Source organism: Planotetraspora silvatica (assembly GCF_016863315.1).
In the GTDB taxonomy this organism is placed as follows: domain Bacteria; phylum Actinomycetota; class Actinomycetes; order Streptosporangiales; family Streptosporangiaceae; genus Planotetraspora; species Planotetraspora silvatica.
In genome coordinates, this window is the sequence record NZ_BOOQ01000021.1 from 136,669 (window position 1) to 154,180 (window position 17,512).

The following is a 17,512-nucleotide window of genomic DNA, read 5'->3' on the forward strand; positions in this document are numbered from 1 at the left end:
CTACTTCTCGAAAGCATGATCGGATGATCCAGATTCTAGGCCCGCCGATGTCGATCGAAATGCGGATTGTGAAATCTCCGACGGGCTCGAGGTGAGCACGGCGGTCCGGTCGATCCACGTCGGCATCCCCGGAGACCGCGAGTCCATCGGCGGGCGGCCGGGCGGATCAGCGCACCCAGCACCGCCACGAGCAGGCAGCCCCAGAATCACAAAGCGGGGACCTCCAGGTCGTCCAGCATCGCGGAGTAGCGCCGCCGCGCCCGCGCCGCCGCCATCACGTCGCCGAGCCGTTCGTAGGCGGCGATGAGCGTCCGCCACGCCGGATCGTGCCACTCGTCGATCTCCAGGCATCGGACGGCCGCGAGCACCGCCGCGTCAGGCCGGCCGGCGGCGAGTCGCAGGGTGGCCAGTTCGCTCGCACACTCTGCGGCCTGCGTGCGCAGAACGTCACGCTCGTGCACGACCCACTCGGCGGCGCCGTCCTCGGGCAGCAGGTCACCACCGTACATCGCGAGCAGGCCCTCCAGGGCCGGGGCCGTGCGCGGTCCGCGCAGCGCCCGGCGGAACTCGGCGACGTCGCACGGCGCGTCGAGGAGATACGCCTCCCCGCGCCGGGCGACCACCCGGGCCAGGCGGTGGGCGGCGAGGGAGGTACGCAGCGCCGAAAGTGCGACGTGCAGCCCGCGCGTGGCCGCCGCGGGATCACTCTCGGGCCACAGTGCGGCAAGCAGCACATCACGGTGCACCGGGCGGCCCGCGTTGACGGCGAGCAGGCGGAGCACGGTGCGCGCCTTCGGGCGTACGGCGGACAGGTCCAGCGCGTCTCCCCCGACCTCGACGGCGAAACCGCCGAAACACCGCACGACGAGGCCACCCTCCTCCGGCATGTCGCCCGCGTCTGCCTGGCCGCGCACCCGTGCACGAGCAGCCTCCGGTACATGCGGGGGGCGGGACGCGTGGACCCTGCGTGCGGCCGTGGCCAGCGCGCGCGCCGCGGGCACTCCGGCGGCCCGTGCCCGCGCGTCCGCCTTCCTCGCCTCCTCCGCTCCCGTCCCGGGAAGCACCGCTCGTACGGCCCGGGCCCAGGCGGCGAACACGCCCGCGCCGAGCGGCAGCGCGAGCCGTACGACCTCGTCGGCGCCTTCCTGATCCGGCCGGCCCCACAGCAGATCGGCGAGGCACCACACCGAGGCGGCCAGCAGCGCCCCCCACGGATCGAGGTCGCGCTCGCATTCCTCCGCGATCCTGCGGGCCTCCTTCCTGTCGGGCTCCGCGCCTCCGAGCGCGGGCGCGGCTCTCGCCATCCGCGACAACCAGGGCAGGCGGGCCCGCTCGGCGTCGTCGGCGAGCCTCTCCAGGTCGGCGGCCGCGCCGGGATCGCCGCCGGCGGCCGCGAGGGCTCCGCGTACGAGCCGCAGCGCCAGGCCGTCCAGGTCGAGTGCGTCCGGGTCGGCGGTCGCGGCGAGTCGCCGCGCCGCGGCCACGTCCCCGGAGAGCAGCCGGGCGGCGAGCACGGCCACCGGCCGCGTACAGGTCACCTCTCCGGGGTTCGCCTGCGTCGCCGCACGCAATTCGGCCGTCCAGTGCGGGTGCGTGCCGCCGACGGCGGCCCCCGGCGACCACATCGCGGCGAGCGCGCGATGGCGTCGGCAGGCCGCGAGCGTCGAGGGGTGCCGCGCCCGCTGCTCCGCCTGCCGCAACACGTCCACGGCCTGGTCCACGCGCCCGCGGCTGAACAGGTGGCGGCCCTGCGCGAGCAGCAGCAGCGGCTCCTCCGCGACCAGCCAGGCGGGCAGCACGTCATGCCAGAGATCACCGGCCTCCCGCGAACCCGTCTCGGGCGAGCCGGGCACCCCCGCCTTCGGGGGTCCCTCGCCGAGTCCGGTCCTCGGGATGAGACGCCGTACGGCAGGCCAGTCGGCGGCCCGCGCGTACGCCTGTGCGGCGTCCGCGTAGGCGCCCTCGGCCTCGAGCAGGGCGGCGGCCCTGCCGTGCCACTCCCGTGCGCCCTGCTCTCCGAGGTCCTCCACGAGCTCGATCTCCAGGTGGGCGCGCAGCGCCTCGTGGTAGCGGTAGGTGCGGCCGTGGTCGGGGCTGAGCGTGAACGCCTGCAGGGCGGCGAGCCGGTGAAGGTGGTGGCGGGCGTCGTCCGTCCCGAGCAGGAGGTCGCACCGTTCCGCCGTCAGCACGGTGAAGACGCACGTGCGCACCAGGAAGTCGCGCGCGCCCTCGGGCAGGTCGGCCAGGACGGTCCGCGCCAGGTATGCCTGCGACTGGGGCAGCCTGCCGTCCAGGGCGCGCACCGCGGCCCGGCGTTCCACCTGCGACCGGCCGGACGTCGAGAGGTGGAACATGTGCAGTCCGGCCGCCCATCCGCCCGCGCGCCTGGTCAGCACGGCCGCGTCCTCGGGCAGCAGCGGCTCGGCGTAGACGTCGCGGAACAGTCGCTCGACCTCCCACGTGCGAAAACGCAGCGCGTCCTGGCCGATCAGGTTCACCGGGCCGAGCTCGTGACGGTGCAGGTTGATGCCGGGCATCCGGCGGCTCGCGAGCACGGCCTGGACGGGGGCCGCGCTCAGCAGGCGTTCGATGTGTTCCTCGGCGGCCGTGCCGTACAGGAGGTGGAGGTCGTCCACGACCAGGAGGCTCCCTGGAGGGATCTCCCGTGCCGCGTCGACCAGGGCGACGGCGTCCTCGTCGGCCGGGGCGCCGGTGTCCTCGCCCGGATCGGGCAGGAGCGGGGCGAGCGCGGTCCTGAGCCGGCGTGCCAGCGCCGGAAGGGCCGCGTCGCCGGGCTCAAGCCGCAGCCAGGCCACCGGCCCGGGAAAGCTCGCGGCATGGTGGGCCAGGAGCGTCGTCTTCCCGCATCCCGCGGGCGCGGTGACGACCGTCACCCGCCGCGCCGGACCGCTTCCTGACGCTCCGCTCAGCTCCACCACCAGCCGGCCCCGCACCAGCCCGTCCAGCTCGCGCATCATGTGGCCCAGCGTGACCCGGACCCGCGGGGCCGCGCATGAGTAGCCCCCTACCCAACCACCCGTCCCCCCGGATGAGAGGCCTGCCGGCACGGTGGCCTGCCGGCGCACCGACCAGGTCGGCGGACCGCGCGGGGATCAGCGGCCGGAGGTCGGACGGAGGGCTCCGCGCGGCGGCTCAGATGTCGAGGACGTACCTGCTGACGAACTCGTTGGCGAACGTGCCGGCGGGGTCGAGCTGACGCGCCAGCTCGCGGAAGTCGTCCATCCGGTCGTATCGGGAACGCAGGACCTCCGGGGTCACGGTGAAGAGCTTCCCCCAGTGCGGCCTGGCGTCGAAGGGCGCCAGCCGCTCCTCGATCATGGTCAGCACGGGGAGCACCGCCTCCGTGTCCTTGACCCACGTGAAGTGGAATGCCACGGTGTCGCGCCCGTAGGAGGGGCTCAGCCACAGGTCGTCGGCCGCGACGGTGCGGATCTCCGAGATCTGCAGGACGGGGGCGATCCGGTCACGGATGTCGTCCAGCGCGCGCAGCGCCGCGACGGCGTGCCGCCGGGGCAGCAGGTACTCCGCCTGCAGTTCCTCGCCGCTGCTCGGGGTGAAGTCGGGCCGGAAGTGCGGGAGGCGCTCGAACCACGGGCCGGGGACGCCCATCTGGGTCGTGCAGGCGTCGGCGGCCACACCGGGGACGGGGTGCCGCGGGCCGTCCGCGGGCGTGGCCCCGAACAGGCTCGGCGCGGGGGTGCCCGCCTCCCCGCCGAGGCGCTCCTTCACCCAGACCTGGTTGATCCGGGACGACCGCCAGTCGGTGAACAGGCTCACGCTGTAGGCGGAGGAGACGATGTCCTCGAAGTGATCGTCCAGTTCCTCGCCCGCGAGGCCCTCGTAGACGTACTGCCGCACCTCGAACGCGGGGGCGATGTCCAGCGTCATCGTGACGACGGCGCCGAGCGCGCCGAGCGCCACGACGGCTCCGTGGAAGCGGTCCCCGTCCTCGTCACGGCTCAACGTCACGAGGTCGCCGTCCGCGGTGACCATCTCGATCGCCGCGACCGCGGTCGCGAGACCTCCGTTGGCGTTTCCGGAGCCGTGCGTGCCCGTCATACAGGACCCGGCGACGGAGATGTGCGGCAGCGACGCGAGGTTGGGGACGGCCCAGCCCTTTTCGTGCAGACGGCGGCCGAGTTCGGCGTAGCGCACGCTCGCGGCGACCTTGACGGTCGCGGACGCGCTGTCGATCTCCACCTCGGGCGGCAGGCCGTCGAGTGCGACCAGCGACCCGGACGAGTCGGCGATGTCGTTGAACGAGTGCCCGCTGCCCAGCACGCGGATCTTCTGGCTGCGCGCGACCAGTCCGCGCAGCTCCTCCAGGGAGGAGGGCCGTTCGACGCGCTCCGCGCGGAAAGCGACGTTGCCCGCCCAATTCGTCACTGTGTGGGTCACTTGAGGTGTTCCTCTGATTCAGTTCACGAAGTCAGATCTGCCGTATGTGCACGATAGAGCACGGGCACAGACGGAGACCGGGCGCCGTGTTCACACCCCGTCCGGGCGGCGGGCGCCCTATTCGCCGACCGGACGGCCGGGCGCCCGGCCGGAGTGATATCGCCGCCGCCTGGCGGAGGTGGCCAGCGCGGCGGCCCTCGCCGCCTCCGTCGGCGTGAACGGCAGCGCCGGACGGCTCACCAGCAGCGCGCGTTCCGGATGGACGGACACGACCAGGGTCGTCCCGAGTTCCCCCGTGCCGTCGACGGTGTCGCCGGGACGCCGCCAATGGACCGTGGGGGCACGCAACAACTCCGCCATCGCCTCGGGCAGCCTTTGGGGGTCCTCGCTGACGCGATGCGCCAGGACCAGGGCCTGGACTCCGGGATCGACCAGATCCTCGACATGGGCGCGCACGATCACGGTGTCGAGGCCACCGGCCTCGCCTACGGCCGACCGCAGGTCCCGCATGGTGAGGTCGGCGGGCGCCTCGATCACGAACTCGTCGAGGGCGTCGCATCCGGAGGGCGACGTCGCGCTGCTGCCGGTGGCCGCGATGTGCAGGGCGAGGACGTTGCAGCGCAGACGGGCGAAGGCGCCGGCGAGCCCGGCCAGGCGGCCCGGCCTGTCGACCACGCGGGTGCGGATGCGCCACAGGCTCATGGGCCGGTCCTCGTCGACGTCCCTCGGATCACCGAGAGGGCGGACGCGCCCGCGCCGCATACTCAGCCGTTTGTGGACGAAAGCCCCGGCGATCACGGCGACGCCCAGGCCCACGAGCAACATGGGACCGGGGTCGGTGTGCCCGAGGAGGATGGCGAGCAGATGGGCCAGGCCCACTGTCAGGAACAGCACCGCCAACTCCACGGCCTCGCGCTTCCATGACGCGGAGACCTCGTCCGGGGTGCGGGCCCGATCGGCACCGTGCGCTTCACTCATGAGGCCAGGCTGACCGTCGGTTGTTTCACGATCACGCAGTGTGCAATTACGGCAGCATTAAACCGTCCGCACGTCCGGACCGCCGACTCCGGGCCGGCGTCACCCCGCTTCGCTCGATGACGTACGGCGGAGCACATGACCGCGGGCGGCCGCGTCGCCGGGACCGTCCCGCTCGGCGAGCCGGTCCGCGACGTACCGGCGGTGGGCCTCGTCGACGTTCCCGCCGTACTTGAACTTGCCATTGATCTTCTGGACGGCCAGTCGCAGGCCGCGGATGCCCGGAAGTCTCCTGGAGTGCTCACGGGGATCGGCCAGACCGGCGTCCAGGCGGGCCAACTGGGCCCGCAGGATCTCGAGCACGCCGTCCGCGTCGGTGACGACCTCCGCCCGGCAGACCAGCTGCACGGCCGCGTAATAGGTGGTGGGGACGCCGAGGCCGGGCTCCTCGTCCGTCCCCGGCAGGGCCTTCCACGCGCCCTCGATGTACGCCCAGTCACCCGCGACGGACAGCACGACCATGGGGTTCTCCTCGATCGCCGCCCAGATCGGGTTGGGCCTGGCCAGGTGTAGCACGATCGCGGACTCACCGGTCACGAGGAACTGGGTCGGCACGACGACCGGCACCTCCCGGTCACGGCCGGAGGCGACCAGATGGCCGAACTCGTTGGCGCGGACGAAGGCCAGCGCCTCGTCGTCACCGGCGGCGTCCCAAGGGTGAATCAACATGCGGTGACATGTATGTACATTCCAGCGTGAATGGCAATCGAGATTTCGTCCGGCGACGCGCCGCCGGCGCAGAAAGCGCAAGCCCCGCGCCTCCCGGAGGGGAGATGCGGGGCGATCAAGCGCGACTCGTCAGTTGTTCGGCGGGGCCGCGCTGATGTCGGACAACGCCGAGGACGGATCCCGGTCCACGGCCATGTCACCGATGGTGACGATGCCGACCGGATGACCGTTCTCCACGACCGGAACCCGGCGCACGGCCTTCTGGCGCATCAGGCGCACGACCTCGTCGGCGTCCTGGTCGGGGGTGACGGTCGCCACGTCCGAGCTGCAGAGCGCGCCGATCGGAGTGACCGTCACGTCACGGGTCTCGGCGACGGCGCGTACCACGATGTCGCGGTCGGTCACCACGCCGCACAGCCGCTCGCCGTCCTCGATGACCAGGACGTCACCGATGCCCTGGTCGCGCATGAGCTTGGCGGCCTGGGCGACGGTCGCCTCCCGGGCCAGCATTACCGGACCTGGAGTCATGACATCTCGCACTTTTTGCGTCATCTCCCACCCCTCCTTCCGGTTAGCCGCTCTACCCGGAGAGAAGAGGGCTAACCCGGGCGTCCGGCCCCGAAGGGCCGCGCCTCGGTCCGGGCGTCAGGCGAGACCGGCGTCGTGGGCGAGGAGCGCGATCTGCGTGCGGTTCCCGAGGCTGAGCTTGGTCAGGATGTGGGTGATGTGCGCCTTCACGGTGCCGACGCTCATGAGGAGTTCGGCGGCGATCTCGGCGTTCGTCAGCCCTTGGGCGATGGCCAGGACGACGTCGTGCTCGCGGGGGCTCAGGCCGGCCAGGGCCTGGCGCGCCTGTTCGTACGCGCCGGACTCGGTGGCCACTTTCTCCATCAACCGGCGGGTGATCGCCGGAGACAGGATCGGATCTCCCGCCGCGACCCGGCGCACGGCGTCGACGATCTGGGCGGGCGGGGTGTCCTTGAGCAGGAATCCGCTGGCGCCGGCGCGCAGCGCCCGCAACACGTTCTCGTCGGTGTCGAAGGTCGTCAGCACGATGACCTCCGGGGGCGCCTGCCGCCGACGCAGCCGGTGAATGGCCGTGATCCCGTCCAGCCGCGGCATCCGCAGGTCCATGAGCACGATCTGCGGGGCGTGCGCGTCGATCGCGGCGGGGACCTCGTCTCCGTCCGCGGCCTCCGCGACCACCGCGATGCCGTTCGCGCCGTCGAGCATCAGCGAGAGCCCCGCACGCACCAGAGGGTCGTCGTCCACGATGAGAACGCGCACAGCATGACTCACGCCGGCCATGGTAGCGAGGCGCGGAGGCGGAACTCGCCGGAAGTGATCTCATGGTCGAGCCGGCCCCCGGCGAGCCGCACCCGCTCGGTCAGCCCGATCAGGCCGGTTCCGCTGCCCGGAATGGTGGAGACGGCCTCCGGGTCCTCCGGCAGCGGATTGCGGAGGTCGATCACCAGCCGCGTGCCCGGCCGCCCGTCCAGCGTCACCTCGATGGGCACGCCGGGCGCGTGCTTGCGGGCGTTGGTCAGCCCTTCCTGGACGACGCGATAGGCCGTGCGGCCGGTCGTGGCCGGCAGTGTGGCCGGGTCCGCCGTCCGGTCGTCCAGCCGCACCCGCATTCCCGCGTCGAGCGACTCGCCGACCAGCCGGGGCAGGTCGGTCAGCACCGGCTGCGGGCGTCCCTCACCGGCGGTCCCCTCGGGGCCGTCGTCGCGCAGCAGGCTGATGACGGCACGCAACTCGTCGAGCGCCTGGTGCACCCCCGCCCGCACCACGCCCGCGGCTTGCGACAGCTTCTCCGGAGACGCGTCGGGACGGAACTCCAGTGCGCCCGCGTAGGTGGCGACCAGGGAGAGACGGTGAGCCAGCACGTCGTGCATCTCGCGGGCGATCTGGGCGCGCTCGGCCACCCTCGCCTCCGCGACACGGCGGCCCTGCTCCGCCTCCGCGCGGTCGGCGCGCTCACGCAGCGACACGATCAGGCTGTGGCGGGCCTGCCCCAGCGCGCCCCAGCCGACCAGCGCGGCGTACGCGACGACGGTCATGAACACCCACCAGCCGTACGACAGTCCCCCCGGCGGTCGCGACAGGGCCTGGATCGCGTGCGCCGCGATGCCCGCCGCCGCCACCGCGCCCGCGACGGGGAAGCGACGCCATCGGGCGACGTACCAGGCGCCCATGGTGGCGGTCGGCGTGACGACCGGGGACAGCGCGACCAGCACCGTCAGCGCGAGGGCCCCGGTGACGGGCCGGCGAAGCATCACGGGCACGAGGGCGCAGGCCGCGACGCCGGCCATCAGGTCCACGAGCAGAACCGCCGTGGTGCCGTGCGCGTCGGTCTGGCCCCAGAACGCGAGCGCGGTCATCGCGGTCATCCCGAGCGTCACCGCGACCGTGACGACCCGTCCGGGGACGCCCGCGCGGGGGCTCATCATCTCGGCCGGCGCACACTCATTCACACGCTCACAGTAGATCGGAGCCCCGGATCCCCGACACCGACCAAAGTCGATGCTCCGCCCGACCTGAGTCGTACCGTCCGCGGCCTCGCGGCCGATGCGCCCGCCGTCGCACGCGGGTCATTCTGCACTGGACGCCGAGAGACAAACCCCGGCGGCACAGCGTTTCACCCCCCGAAGGGAACGAAAATGTCCGCTCGCCCCGAGCTCGCACCCACCTCCACCACGCCGGCGGCCGGCCGGCCCACCCGCGTCCGCCGGCTCGTCGTCGTGGCCGGCGCCTCGGTCGCCGCCCTGGCGGTCTGGGCGGTCGCCGACCCCCTCGCCGGGATCGACCTGACCGTACGGCTCAGCGGTACCGAGCAGCACGTCGGCGCGGGCGCCGTCGTCGCCGCGAGCCTCGTCGCCGGGTTCGCGGCCTGGGCGTCGGTCGCACTGATGGAGCGCCTCACGAGAAGGGCCCGCCGCATCTGGACGGTGATCGCCGTCGTGGTGCTCGCGCTCTCGCTCAGCGGCCCCCTCGGCGCGGTCACCACCGCGGGCACGGTGGCGCTGGCCTGCATGCACCTGGTCGTCGCGGCGGTGCTCATCCCGGGCCTGACCGTACGGCGCCGCGGGTGAACCCCGGACGCACTGCCGGGCCGGACACGGATCACGGCCCGGCGGGTGTGGATGAGGCGATCGGCGACATGGCCGCCTACACCAGGCGCAAGCACCGCCTCCTCGGCTCTCTGACCGGCACGGTTCTCGAAGTCGGAGCCGGCCGGGGAGCCAACTTCGGCCTCCTCCCCGCAGGCGTCACCTGGGTCGGCCTCGAACCGGACCTGCTCCTGCACGGCCGGCTGGCGCGGGCCGCCGCCGCCCACGGCCGCCGGCCGACGATCCTCGACGCCCCGGCTGAGGAGATCCCGCTGCCCGACCGGAGCGTGGACGCCGTCCTGTCGACCGTCGTCCTGTGCTCGGTGTCCGAACCCGGCCGCGTACTCGCCGAGATCCGGCGAGTGCTGCGGCGCCCCGGCCGTTTCCTGTTCTTCGAACACGTCGCGGCGCCGTCCGGCACGTGGGCGCGGCGGTCACAGAGAATCTGGGCCGGCGTCTCCTGGCTCTGCGGGGACGGTTGCGATCCCGGCCGGGAGACCTGGAAGACCATCCGGCGCGCGGGCTGGGATGACATCGACCTGCGATGGTTCGCCTCCGGAAGGCGCCTCGCCGTGCACGGGCCGTACATCGCCGGGCAGGCGTTCATCCGCTGACCTCAGTCCCGAACCCGTCGCGAAATGTCCCCCCGTCTCGCTACGGTCGCTCCAGCGAGAGGAGATCATGCGCGTGAGCGAGAACGAGACAGATGGCGAGATGTTCCGGAGCAGGGTGCGCGGCTGCCTGCTCGGCGGTGCGATCGGCGACGCCCTGGGGGCGCCCATCGAGTTCGACTCCCTCGGCGTCATCCGGCGCGTCCATGGCCGGGAGGGACTGACCGACCTCGTGCACGACTGGCGCGGCAAGGTCGGTCTCGTCACCGACGACACCCAGATGACCCTGTTCACCGTCGAGGGACTGATCCGTGCCGGTGTGCGCCGGAGGGAGAAGGGCATCGCCGGGGCCGATGTCGACGTCGTCCGCAACGCCTATCTGCGCTGGCTCGACACCCAGGACCACCGCTCGCCGCCGCCGGTCGACGGCCTCGTCCGCACGGGGTGGCTCCGCGAGCAGGCCTGGCTGTACTCGCGGCGCGCACCCGGCAACGCCTGCCTGTCCGGCCTGCATCAGAGCCTCGGCCCGCTCGCCGCGCCGGGCATGCCGGGCCCGGTCAACCCCGGCTCCAAGGGCTGCGGCACCGTCATGCGTTCCGCCCCCTTCGGCCTGGCCGCGTCCGACGCGTCCGGCGCCTTCCGGCTCGCCGCGCAGTGCGCCCAGATCACCCACGGGCATCCGACGGGATACGTCGCGGCCGGGGCCTTCGCGGCGATCGTCTTCTTCCTGTCACGTGGCGCCACGGTGAGCCAGGCCGTACGGGAGACCCTCGGACTGCTCGGCGGGCAGCCCGCACACGAGGAGACGACCGCCGCGGTCGAGGCCGCGGTGGCCCTGGCGGGCGAAGGACGCCCGTCGCCGGAGGCCGTGGAGAGCCTCGGCGGCGCCTGGATCGCAGAGGAGGCGCTCGCGATCGGCGTCTACTGCGCCCTCGTCAGCGAGGACGACATCGAGCGGGCGCTGCTGCTCGCCGTCAACCATTCCGGTGACAGCGACTCCACCGGCTCTCTCTGCGGCAACCTCCTGGGCACCCGCCACGGCGAGGCGGCCCTGCCCCGCCCCTGGCTGTCCCGGCTGGAAGGCGGGGACACCGTCACCGAACTCGCCGACGACCTCACCGACCTGCTCACCGGTTCCGGTGACCCGCGATCGGACAGATATCCCGGCGCCTAGGTTGGGGGCACGTTCCGTTCTCCCGCCTGTCCTCCCGCGCACGACCTCGCGTGGCGGTCAGCGGCGCGGATCCACGTGGACCTTCGGGGCGTCGCCCCATTCGGGACGGCGTTCGCCGCCGAGCACCGCGGCGAGGTCCTCCAGGGCGACGGTCGCGGCGACGAGCGGACGCGGGTCGACGGCGCCGGAGGCGTAGAGGCCGACGGTGCCCTCGAGGCCGCCGGAGGCACTGAGCACGCCGACGGCGGTGACGTCCTTGAGGGCGATGGTCCGGGTGTCGACGAGGCTCGGCTCACCGGCGAGGCCGATGTAGACGACGTGCCGTCCCGGCTCGACCAGGTCGAGCGCGAGCCCGGGCAGCGAGGCGGCGTTCGACGCGTCGATGACGGCGTCGAACCGGAGCGCCGGCAACGTCTCCGTGGTCCACACATGGGCGAAGCCGAGTCGGCGGGCGAAGTCCAGCGACTGCCGCGTACGGCCCAGCAGGTGGACCTCGGCCCCTTCCGCCGCGGCGATCCGGGCGGCGAGCAGCCCGATCGTGCCGGGTCCCAGGACGAGCAGCCGCTCTCCCGGCTGGAGGCCCGCTCCCCGCACGGCGCGCAGCGCGTTGCCGCCCGGCTCGACCAGGGCGCCGAGCGCCGGATCGAGTGTGTCGGGCAGCGACTGCAGGGCACGCACCGGCACCGGGAGTTGCTCGGCGAGGCCGCCCGGCCGGCCGTTGCGGATGCCGATCTCGTAGCGGTCGGCGCACAGATGCTGTCGACCGGCGCGGCATCGGTGGCAGTGCCCGCAGCCGAGCATGGTGTCGCCGGTGACCCGCCGGCCGATCCAGGAGTGGTCGGCCGCGTCGCCGACGGCGGAGACGACGCCGGCCCACTCGTGGCCGATCCGGATCGGGTAACGCGCCTCCCCGGTGTGCAGGTAGGCCATCTCGCCGGAGAAGAACTCGGCGTCGGTTCCGCAGACACCGGCACGCTCGACGTCGACGATCACCTCGTCGGGAAGGGGCTCCGGCCGTGGGACGTCCCGGACCTCGGCACGTCCGGGCCCGGTGATGACGAACGCGCGCATGGTCGTCACGGTGCGGGAACCCGCCGTGTGCGCCTGCCGATTGCCGACCGTGGCCGGGGCGGCCTGTGCACGTCTTCGGGCTCCACAGGGCGGTATCGTACCGGCGTTCCGCTTATCAGAGCATTGTTCCGATAAGTCCCGGCGGCGGGACGTGTGGGCCGCGGCCCGTCAGAGCGCACCGGGCCCGCTCCGCCCGGCGTGATCCCCGGGCGGCTCCGGGCCGGCTCCCGCCGCACGGACAGCGCGGGCACCCAGCTCACGCAGGTAGGCCACCAGTTCAGGCGGGTCGTGCACTTCCAACTCGCACCCGAGCATGAGCAACCGCGCGGCCAGCCACTCCAGGGTGTCGGCCCGCCCGCGCAGACGGCAGCTGTGCTCGTCGATCGGCTCGACGTCGCCAGAAGCGGCGCCGAGGGCCGCCACCACCTGGCGGGCGGGCAGATGCACGGTCGCCGCCACCTCGTAGGAAGGCGCGAGTGAATACATCCTGTTCCTGACGAATGCCACCGCGTCCTTCTCCGGCGGTTCACGCGGCGGGACGCGCACGCCGGTCGGAAAGGGGTCGCCGATTCGGTCGACCCGGAAGATCCGCCAGTCGTCCCGATCGAGGTCGTAGGCCAGCAGGTACCAGCGGCGCCCGGCCGCGACCACGCGATACGGCTCGACCAGGCGCCTGCTCTCGCTCCCGTCAGCCGCCTCGTAGGCGAAGCGCAGCCGTTCCCGATTGACCGCGGCGGCACCGAGGACCGCCAGGTGCCGGGGGTCGAAACGCGGCCCGCCCGCCGACGGCATCGGGACGGTCGCCGCGCCGAGAGCTCCCACCCGGGCCCGCAACCGAGACGGCAGCACCTGCTCGAGCTTGGCCAGCGCCCGCACCGACGACTCCTCGATGCCGTCCACCGGATGCCACGCCGCGGTGCGCAGGCCCACCGCGATCGCCACCGCCTCCTCGTCGTCCAGCAGCACCGGGGGCATGGCCGTACCCGCGGCGAGCCGGTAGCCGCCGGCCGCGCCCATCGTCGCCCGCACCGGATAGCCCAGCTCACGCAGCCGGTCGATGTCACGCCGGATGGTGCGGGGGCTGACCTGGAGGCGCTCGGCCAGCTCGGTGCCGGGCCACTCCCGGGTGGTCTGCAGGAGGGACAGGAGCGTGAGCAGCCGTGCGGAGGTGTCGCCCATGGATCCATCCTGCCGACCATATGGGCCAGGATCTGACCTACATGATGCCTAGGGTCGCCTCATGAGCACCGAGACCGACCCCGTCCGCCTCTCCTTCCGCGACGTGTGCGCCCGGCGGCTGGAGTGGCATGGGCTGGCCCGCCCGTCGGCCGGATCACGGCCCGCCGACGTCGCCCGCGCCATGGCGGGTGTGCACGCGCAGGTCATCTCAGGCGCCGAGCTCGGCGTCGGTCTGCGCATCGCGGGCGCGACGCGCACCGACGTCCGGGCCGCCCTGTGGGGCGACCACAGTCTGATCAAGACGTTCGGCCCGCGCGGCACCGTCCATCTGCTGCCGAGTGACGACCTGCCCCTGTGGGTCGCGGCACTGTCGGCCGTCCCGCCCCCGCGCGAGGGGTTCCCCGAGGACGTACGGATGACCCCGGAGCAGACCGAGAAGGTCCTCGCGGCCATCGCGGAGGCCTTGCAGGACGGAGAGCTGACGATCGACGAGCTCAACGACGAGGTGATCCACCGGGCGGGGTCCTGGGCGGGAGACCTGGTCATGCCCGCGTTCCAGGGCAAGTGGGCGCGCTGGCGGCAGGCCGTCCACCTCGCAGGGATGCGGGGCGTTCTGTGTTTCGGACCCAACAGGGGCCGCAAGATCACCTACACCCATCCCGGCCGGTGGTCACCGGGGTTCGAACCCGCCGAGACGCTTCCTGCCCTCGCCCACGTGGTGAAGAGCTATCTGCGGGCGTACGGCCCGGCCACGCCCCAGCGGTTCGCACACTGGCTCAACGCCCCGGCCCGCTGGGCGGCCGACCTGTTCGCCTCCCTGGCCGGTGACCTCCAGCAGGTCGAGGTCGAAGGAATCGCCGCGTGGGTGGTCGCGGGCGACACCGCGGTGCCCGCCCCCGTGACGCCGTCGGTGCGGCTGCTCCCCTACTTCGACACCTACGCCTACCGTGTCGGCAACCAGCCGCCGGGGCTGCTCTATCCGGGCCGGGCCCGCGACCGGGTGCTCCGGGGGAACTTCCAGGCCCTGATCGTCGACGGAGTGGTCGCCGGCCTGTGGCATCAGCGCCGCTCGGGCGGCCGGGTCGACCTGACCGTCGAGCCGCTCGTGCGGCTCGACGCCGCGCAGCGCGACGAACTCGGCGTCCAGGCGGAACGAGTCGGCGAGATCCTCGAGGCGAAGCCCCGGCTGACGATCGGCACCGTCACCGTCGGCGGTCACGCGTAGCCGCCGCAGAGGTGCCGTGATCGGATCACCGGCGAGGGAACCGATCATCGGATTCCCGGGGAACTCCGCCGTCAGGACTCGGCCAGAGGGATCTTGAAGACGAACTTGGCCCCTCCGCCGGGTGACTCGCCCGCCCGCAACGATCCGCCGTGCGCGTGGGCGACGTCGCGGGCGATGGCCAGGCCGAGGCCGGTGCCCCCATGATCGCGACTGCGCGCGGCGTCCAGCCGAGTGAACCGTTCGAAGACCCGTTCGCGGTCGGTCTCGGGGATGCCCGGCCCGTCGTCGGACACCACCAGTTCCGCGAAGCCGCCGCACCGTCCCACGTGGACCTCCACGCCGTTCCGCGCGTGCCGCTGGGCGTTGTCGAGCAGATTCCGCAGCGCCCGGACGACCTGGGCCTGGACCGCGCTGACGTAAACGTCGGGTTCGGCCCACAGCCGCACCTGCGGCCTGCCCGGCCGCTCGGAGACCTCGCGCTGGGCCAGGTCCGACAGGTTCACATGCGCCCTCTCGCCGTCACCGGTGGCCTCGACCTTGGCCAGCAGCAGCAGATCGGTGATGATCTGCTCGAGCCGGTCGACGTCGCCCATCGCGTCGTCCAGCAGGGCGGCCAGGTCGGTCTCCCCCGGGTGCATCTGCGCCTCTTCAAGCTCCGCCCGCAATCCCGCGAGAGGGGTGCGCAGCTCATGCGAGGCGTCGGCGACGAACTGGCGCTGCCTGCTCAGGATCCGGTCGCTGGAGCGCTTGGCGTTCTCGATCCGGCCCAGCGTGCCGTTCACGGTCCGGGCGAGCCGGGCGATCTCGTCGTCCCCCGAAGGCTCGGGCACCCGTCCGCTCAGGTCGTTGAAATTGATCGCGGCGAGGTCGGTGCGGATCACCTCCACGGGCTTGAGCGTGCGACCGGTCACCTGCCACGTCGCCCACGCCGCCAGGAGCACCAGCACGGCGTCCTGAATCCCGAACAACCGGGCGAAGATCTCCGTCGAGGTCAGCGCGGCGACCGGCCGGCCCGCGTAGACGACCGGCGAGTCCGCCGACGGCAGTACGCGGAGCGCCGACAGGCGGACGCATCCCACGCGGGCGGAGGCGCAGGTCTGCAGATCGCGTTCCGGATCACTCGCACTCGGCCAGACCGAGCTGAGGGGCGGTAGCCCCCGGGCGTCCTTGGAGGCGTCGATCACATGGTGGTCTGGCGCGACCACCTGGACCAGGGTCGCTCCCCCCATCCGCGGGAGGATCGGATCGGTCGTGGTTCCCGCCCGGACGGCCGCCGCCGTGAGGTCGGCCTGTTGCCTGGCCTCCAGCCAGATGGCGTCGGCGATGGCCTGGCGACCCACCGCTCCCTCGGCGACGGCCGTGGGGACGAGGAGGGCCAGGGCCAGCAGCGTGATGAGAGCGGTGATGCGGCCACGGATGGAACGCGGGCGCGCATACGACAACAAGCGCCGGATGCGCGTCGCGCGCCCGGGCCTGTCGGCCGAAAAGCGTCCCCCTCGCAGATGCCCCATCTCCCCCGATAGAGGGAATTGCATATTGTATGCGCCTTATGGGTGCTACATATCCCCGCTGGTCGAACCGGCCGTCAGCCTGATGCGGACGAAAGCCGGTGGTGACTCCTCCACGATTCCAGCCCGTGGGGCTCTCGTCGTTACCGCCAGCCACCATTCGGCCCTCCCGCTCGCACCTATGCGCGGAGCCCCGCGAACAGGTCGTCCTCCCGATCCGGCGCACTGATGCGGCAGAAGTGACGGACGAAGGACTCTGAGGAGAAGACGCGCTGCCGGATGTCGTCGGGCAGCCGCAGCAGGAAACTCCCGTCCTCCTGGCTCGCATGGGCCTGAAGGGCCTTGATCTTGTTCTCGGCGTAGGGCGCGACGTCGACGAAGGTGGTGACGAGCTCGTCCGGCGTGCCGAAGTCGTCGGGCATCTCGTCGTCGCCCATGTCCACGCCCACGGAGCGCATGTATTCGAACATCTCCCGCATCCTGGCGCGGGGCATCGCCGCGTAGTACAGCTTGTCCGGGATCCCGGTGCTCTCGGTCGCGGCCACGGCGATCCGATGTGCCTGAATGTGATCGGGGTGACCGTAGCCGCCGTTCTCGTCATAGGTGACGACGACCTGGGGCCGATAACGCTCCATGAGCTCCCCGAGCCTCGCGGCGGCGATCTCCACCGGGACGTTGCGGAAGGCGTCGGGGTGCTCGTTGGCCTCCCAGCCGTCCATGCCGGAATCCCGGTATCCGAGCAGCTCGACATGGGCGATGCCAAGGTGCCCGACCGACTCCCGGAGCTCGGCGAGCCGATGCTCGGCCACCGCCTCGGGGTCGTGGCCCTGTTCACCCGGTTTCACTCCGCCGGGTCCGTCACCCTGCTCCCCGTTGGTGCACGTCACCAGGACCGTGCGGATTCCCTCCCGGGAATAGCGGGCCAGGATCCCGCCCGTGCTGATCACTTCGTCGTCCGGGTGGGCGTGGACCGCCATCACCGTCAACTCTCGAGCCATTCGATCCTCAGTTCCGTTGGTCACGGCCGGCCCGCCGACGGCGTGGGGTCCTCGCCGGCCGGGCCTTCCCATTCGTGGTTTCCATCCTGGACTCCGCTCGACGTGCCCGGGCGTGCGGCTCTGCCGAGCCCGGCGTGGACCGCCCAGGCCGCCCCGGCTCCCACGGCGTACCAGAGCAGGTCAGGGGGGTTGAACGTACTGCCGAGAATCGGGCGCACGAGCGCGGGCAGATCGAGGAGCTGCGACAGCTCGATCAGCCAGCTGGCGGCGACCGCGATCGCCGCGACCCGGGAGGGGCGGGCGGCCGGGACCACGAGCAGGACGAGCAGATACAGCAGGACGGTGTAGAGCGCGTCCCCCGCGTATTTGGCGAACGGACCGCCGAGGAACGCTCTGATCAGCAGCCCGGCGGCGATCGTCACGATCGCGGCCACGGCGACGGGGGCACGCGACATGTCACGACCGTATCGGCCGCCTCCGACAGATTCCGCGCGGCTCCTCCTCGGCGGG

At 72.5% G+C, this 17,512-nt stretch carries 16 protein-coding genes; 4 read left to right on the forward strand and 12 right to left on the reverse strand.

What is annotated here, in order from left to right:
• Nucleotides 1-206 precede the first annotated feature (206 nt).
• The 7 genes from Psi02_RS16460 to Psi02_RS16490 all read right to left on the reverse strand — a co-directional run bounded on the left by Psi02_RS16460 (nt 207) and on the right by Psi02_RS16490 (nt 8,600).
• Nucleotides 207-2,978: an AfsR/SARP family transcriptional regulator gene (locus Psi02_RS16460; RefSeq protein WP_203975004.1), complete on the reverse strand. Its 2,772-nt coding sequence runs from the start codon at nt 2,976-2,978 to the stop codon at nt 207-209.
• A 175-nt stretch (nt 2,979-3,153) separates the two neighbouring features.
• On the reverse strand, nt 3,154-4,419 hold the full coding sequence (locus Psi02_RS16465) for a D-arabinono-1,4-lactone oxidase (protein ID WP_203975006.1): 1,266 nt from the start codon (nt 4,417-4,419) through the stop codon (nt 3,154-3,156).
• A 117-nt stretch (nt 4,420-4,536) separates the two neighbouring features.
• Complete coding sequence (locus tag Psi02_RS16470; RefSeq protein ID WP_203975008.1) at nt 4,537-5,397, reverse strand: ACT domain-containing protein; 861 nt, start codon at nt 5,395-5,397, stop codon at nt 4,537-4,539.
• Between the two features lie 99 nt (nt 5,398-5,496).
• Nucleotides 5,497-6,123 (reverse strand): FMN-binding negative transcriptional regulator, encoded by a 627-nt coding sequence (locus Psi02_RS16475; RefSeq protein WP_203975010.1) that lies wholly within the window; start codon nt 6,121-6,123, stop codon nt 5,497-5,499.
• Nucleotides 6,124-6,252: 129 nt separating this feature from the next.
• Nucleotides 6,253-6,675 carry a CBS domain-containing protein gene (locus Psi02_RS16480; RefSeq protein ID WP_203975012.1) on the reverse strand — a complete coding sequence of 141 codons (423 nt, stop codon included), beginning with the start codon at nt 6,673-6,675 and terminating at the stop codon, nt 6,253-6,255.
• A 93-nt stretch (nt 6,676-6,768) separates the two neighbouring features.
• The gene (locus tag Psi02_RS16485; RefSeq protein ID WP_203975014.1) at nt 6,769-7,431 is read right to left on the reverse strand and encodes a response regulator; all 663 of its coding nucleotides are present in this window, start codon (nt 7,429-7,431) and stop codon (nt 6,769-6,771) included.
• Nucleotides 7,419-8,600, reverse strand: a complete 1,182-nt coding sequence (locus tag Psi02_RS16490) for a sensor histidine kinase (protein ID WP_239094934.1) — start codon at nt 8,598-8,600, stop codon at nt 7,419-7,421. The genes Psi02_RS16485 and Psi02_RS16490 overlap by 13 nt, the downstream gene beginning before the upstream one ends.
• A 186-nt stretch (nt 8,601-8,786) precedes the next feature.
• Here Psi02_RS16490 and Psi02_RS16495 point away from each other — a divergent pair, with 186 nt between their 5' ends.
• The 3 genes from Psi02_RS16495 to Psi02_RS16505 all read left to right on the forward strand — a co-directional run bounded on the left by Psi02_RS16495 (nt 8,787) and on the right by Psi02_RS16505 (nt 11,021).
• A complete protein-coding gene (locus tag Psi02_RS16495; RefSeq protein WP_239094935.1) occupies nt 8,787-9,218 on the forward strand; it encodes a DUF6069 family protein in 432 nt (143 codons plus the stop codon).
• Nucleotides 9,215-9,850: a class I SAM-dependent methyltransferase gene (locus Psi02_RS16500; protein WP_203975016.1), complete on the forward strand. Its 636-nt coding sequence runs from the start codon at nt 9,215-9,217 to the stop codon at nt 9,848-9,850. The genes Psi02_RS16495 and Psi02_RS16500 overlap by 4 nt, the downstream gene beginning before the upstream one ends.
• 67 nt (nt 9,851-9,917) lie before the next feature.
• Complete coding sequence (locus Psi02_RS16505) at nt 9,918-11,021, forward strand: ADP-ribosylglycohydrolase family protein (RefSeq protein ID WP_203975018.1); 1,104 nt, start codon at nt 9,918-9,920, stop codon at nt 11,019-11,021.
• 57 nt (nt 11,022-11,078) lie between these two features.
• On the opposite strand, the gene Psi02_RS16510 is transcribed toward Psi02_RS16505, so the two are convergent.
• Both Psi02_RS16510 and Psi02_RS16515 read right to left on the reverse strand, forming a co-directional pair.
• A complete protein-coding gene (locus Psi02_RS16510) occupies nt 11,079-12,092 on the reverse strand; it encodes a zinc-dependent alcohol dehydrogenase (RefSeq protein ID WP_203975020.1) in 1,014 nt (337 codons plus the stop codon).
• 168 nt (nt 12,093-12,260) lie between these two features.
• A complete protein-coding gene (locus Psi02_RS16515) occupies nt 12,261-13,271 on the reverse strand; it encodes a helix-turn-helix transcriptional regulator (RefSeq protein ID WP_203975022.1) in 1,011 nt (336 codons plus the stop codon).
• Nucleotides 13,272-13,332: 61 nt separating this feature from the next.
• Between Psi02_RS16515 and Psi02_RS16520 the strand changes: the two genes are divergently transcribed.
• On the forward strand, nt 13,333-14,496 hold the full coding sequence (locus Psi02_RS16520) for a winged helix DNA-binding domain-containing protein (RefSeq protein ID WP_203975024.1): 1,164 nt from the start codon (nt 13,333-13,335) through the stop codon (nt 14,494-14,496).
• 71 nt (nt 14,497-14,567) lie between these two features.
• Here Psi02_RS16520 and Psi02_RS16525 read toward each other — a convergent pair whose 3' ends face one another.
• From Psi02_RS16525 to Psi02_RS16535, 3 genes are all read right to left on the reverse strand, one after another.
• Nucleotides 14,568-15,938: a sensor histidine kinase gene (locus Psi02_RS16525; protein ID WP_203975026.1), complete on the reverse strand. Its 1,371-nt coding sequence runs from the start codon at nt 15,936-15,938 to the stop codon at nt 14,568-14,570.
• Nucleotides 15,939-16,183: 245 nt separating this feature from the next.
• Nucleotides 16,184-17,002 (reverse strand): PIG-L family deacetylase, encoded by an 819-nt coding sequence (locus tag Psi02_RS16530; protein WP_203975027.1) that lies wholly within the window; start codon nt 17,000-17,002, stop codon nt 16,184-16,186.
• Nucleotides 17,003-17,022: 20 nt separating this feature from the next.
• The gene (locus Psi02_RS16535; protein ID WP_203975028.1) at nt 17,023-17,457 is read right to left on the reverse strand and encodes a DUF2809 domain-containing protein; all 435 of its coding nucleotides are present in this window, start codon (nt 17,455-17,457) and stop codon (nt 17,023-17,025) included.
• Nucleotides 17,458-17,512: the final 55 nt, after the last annotated feature.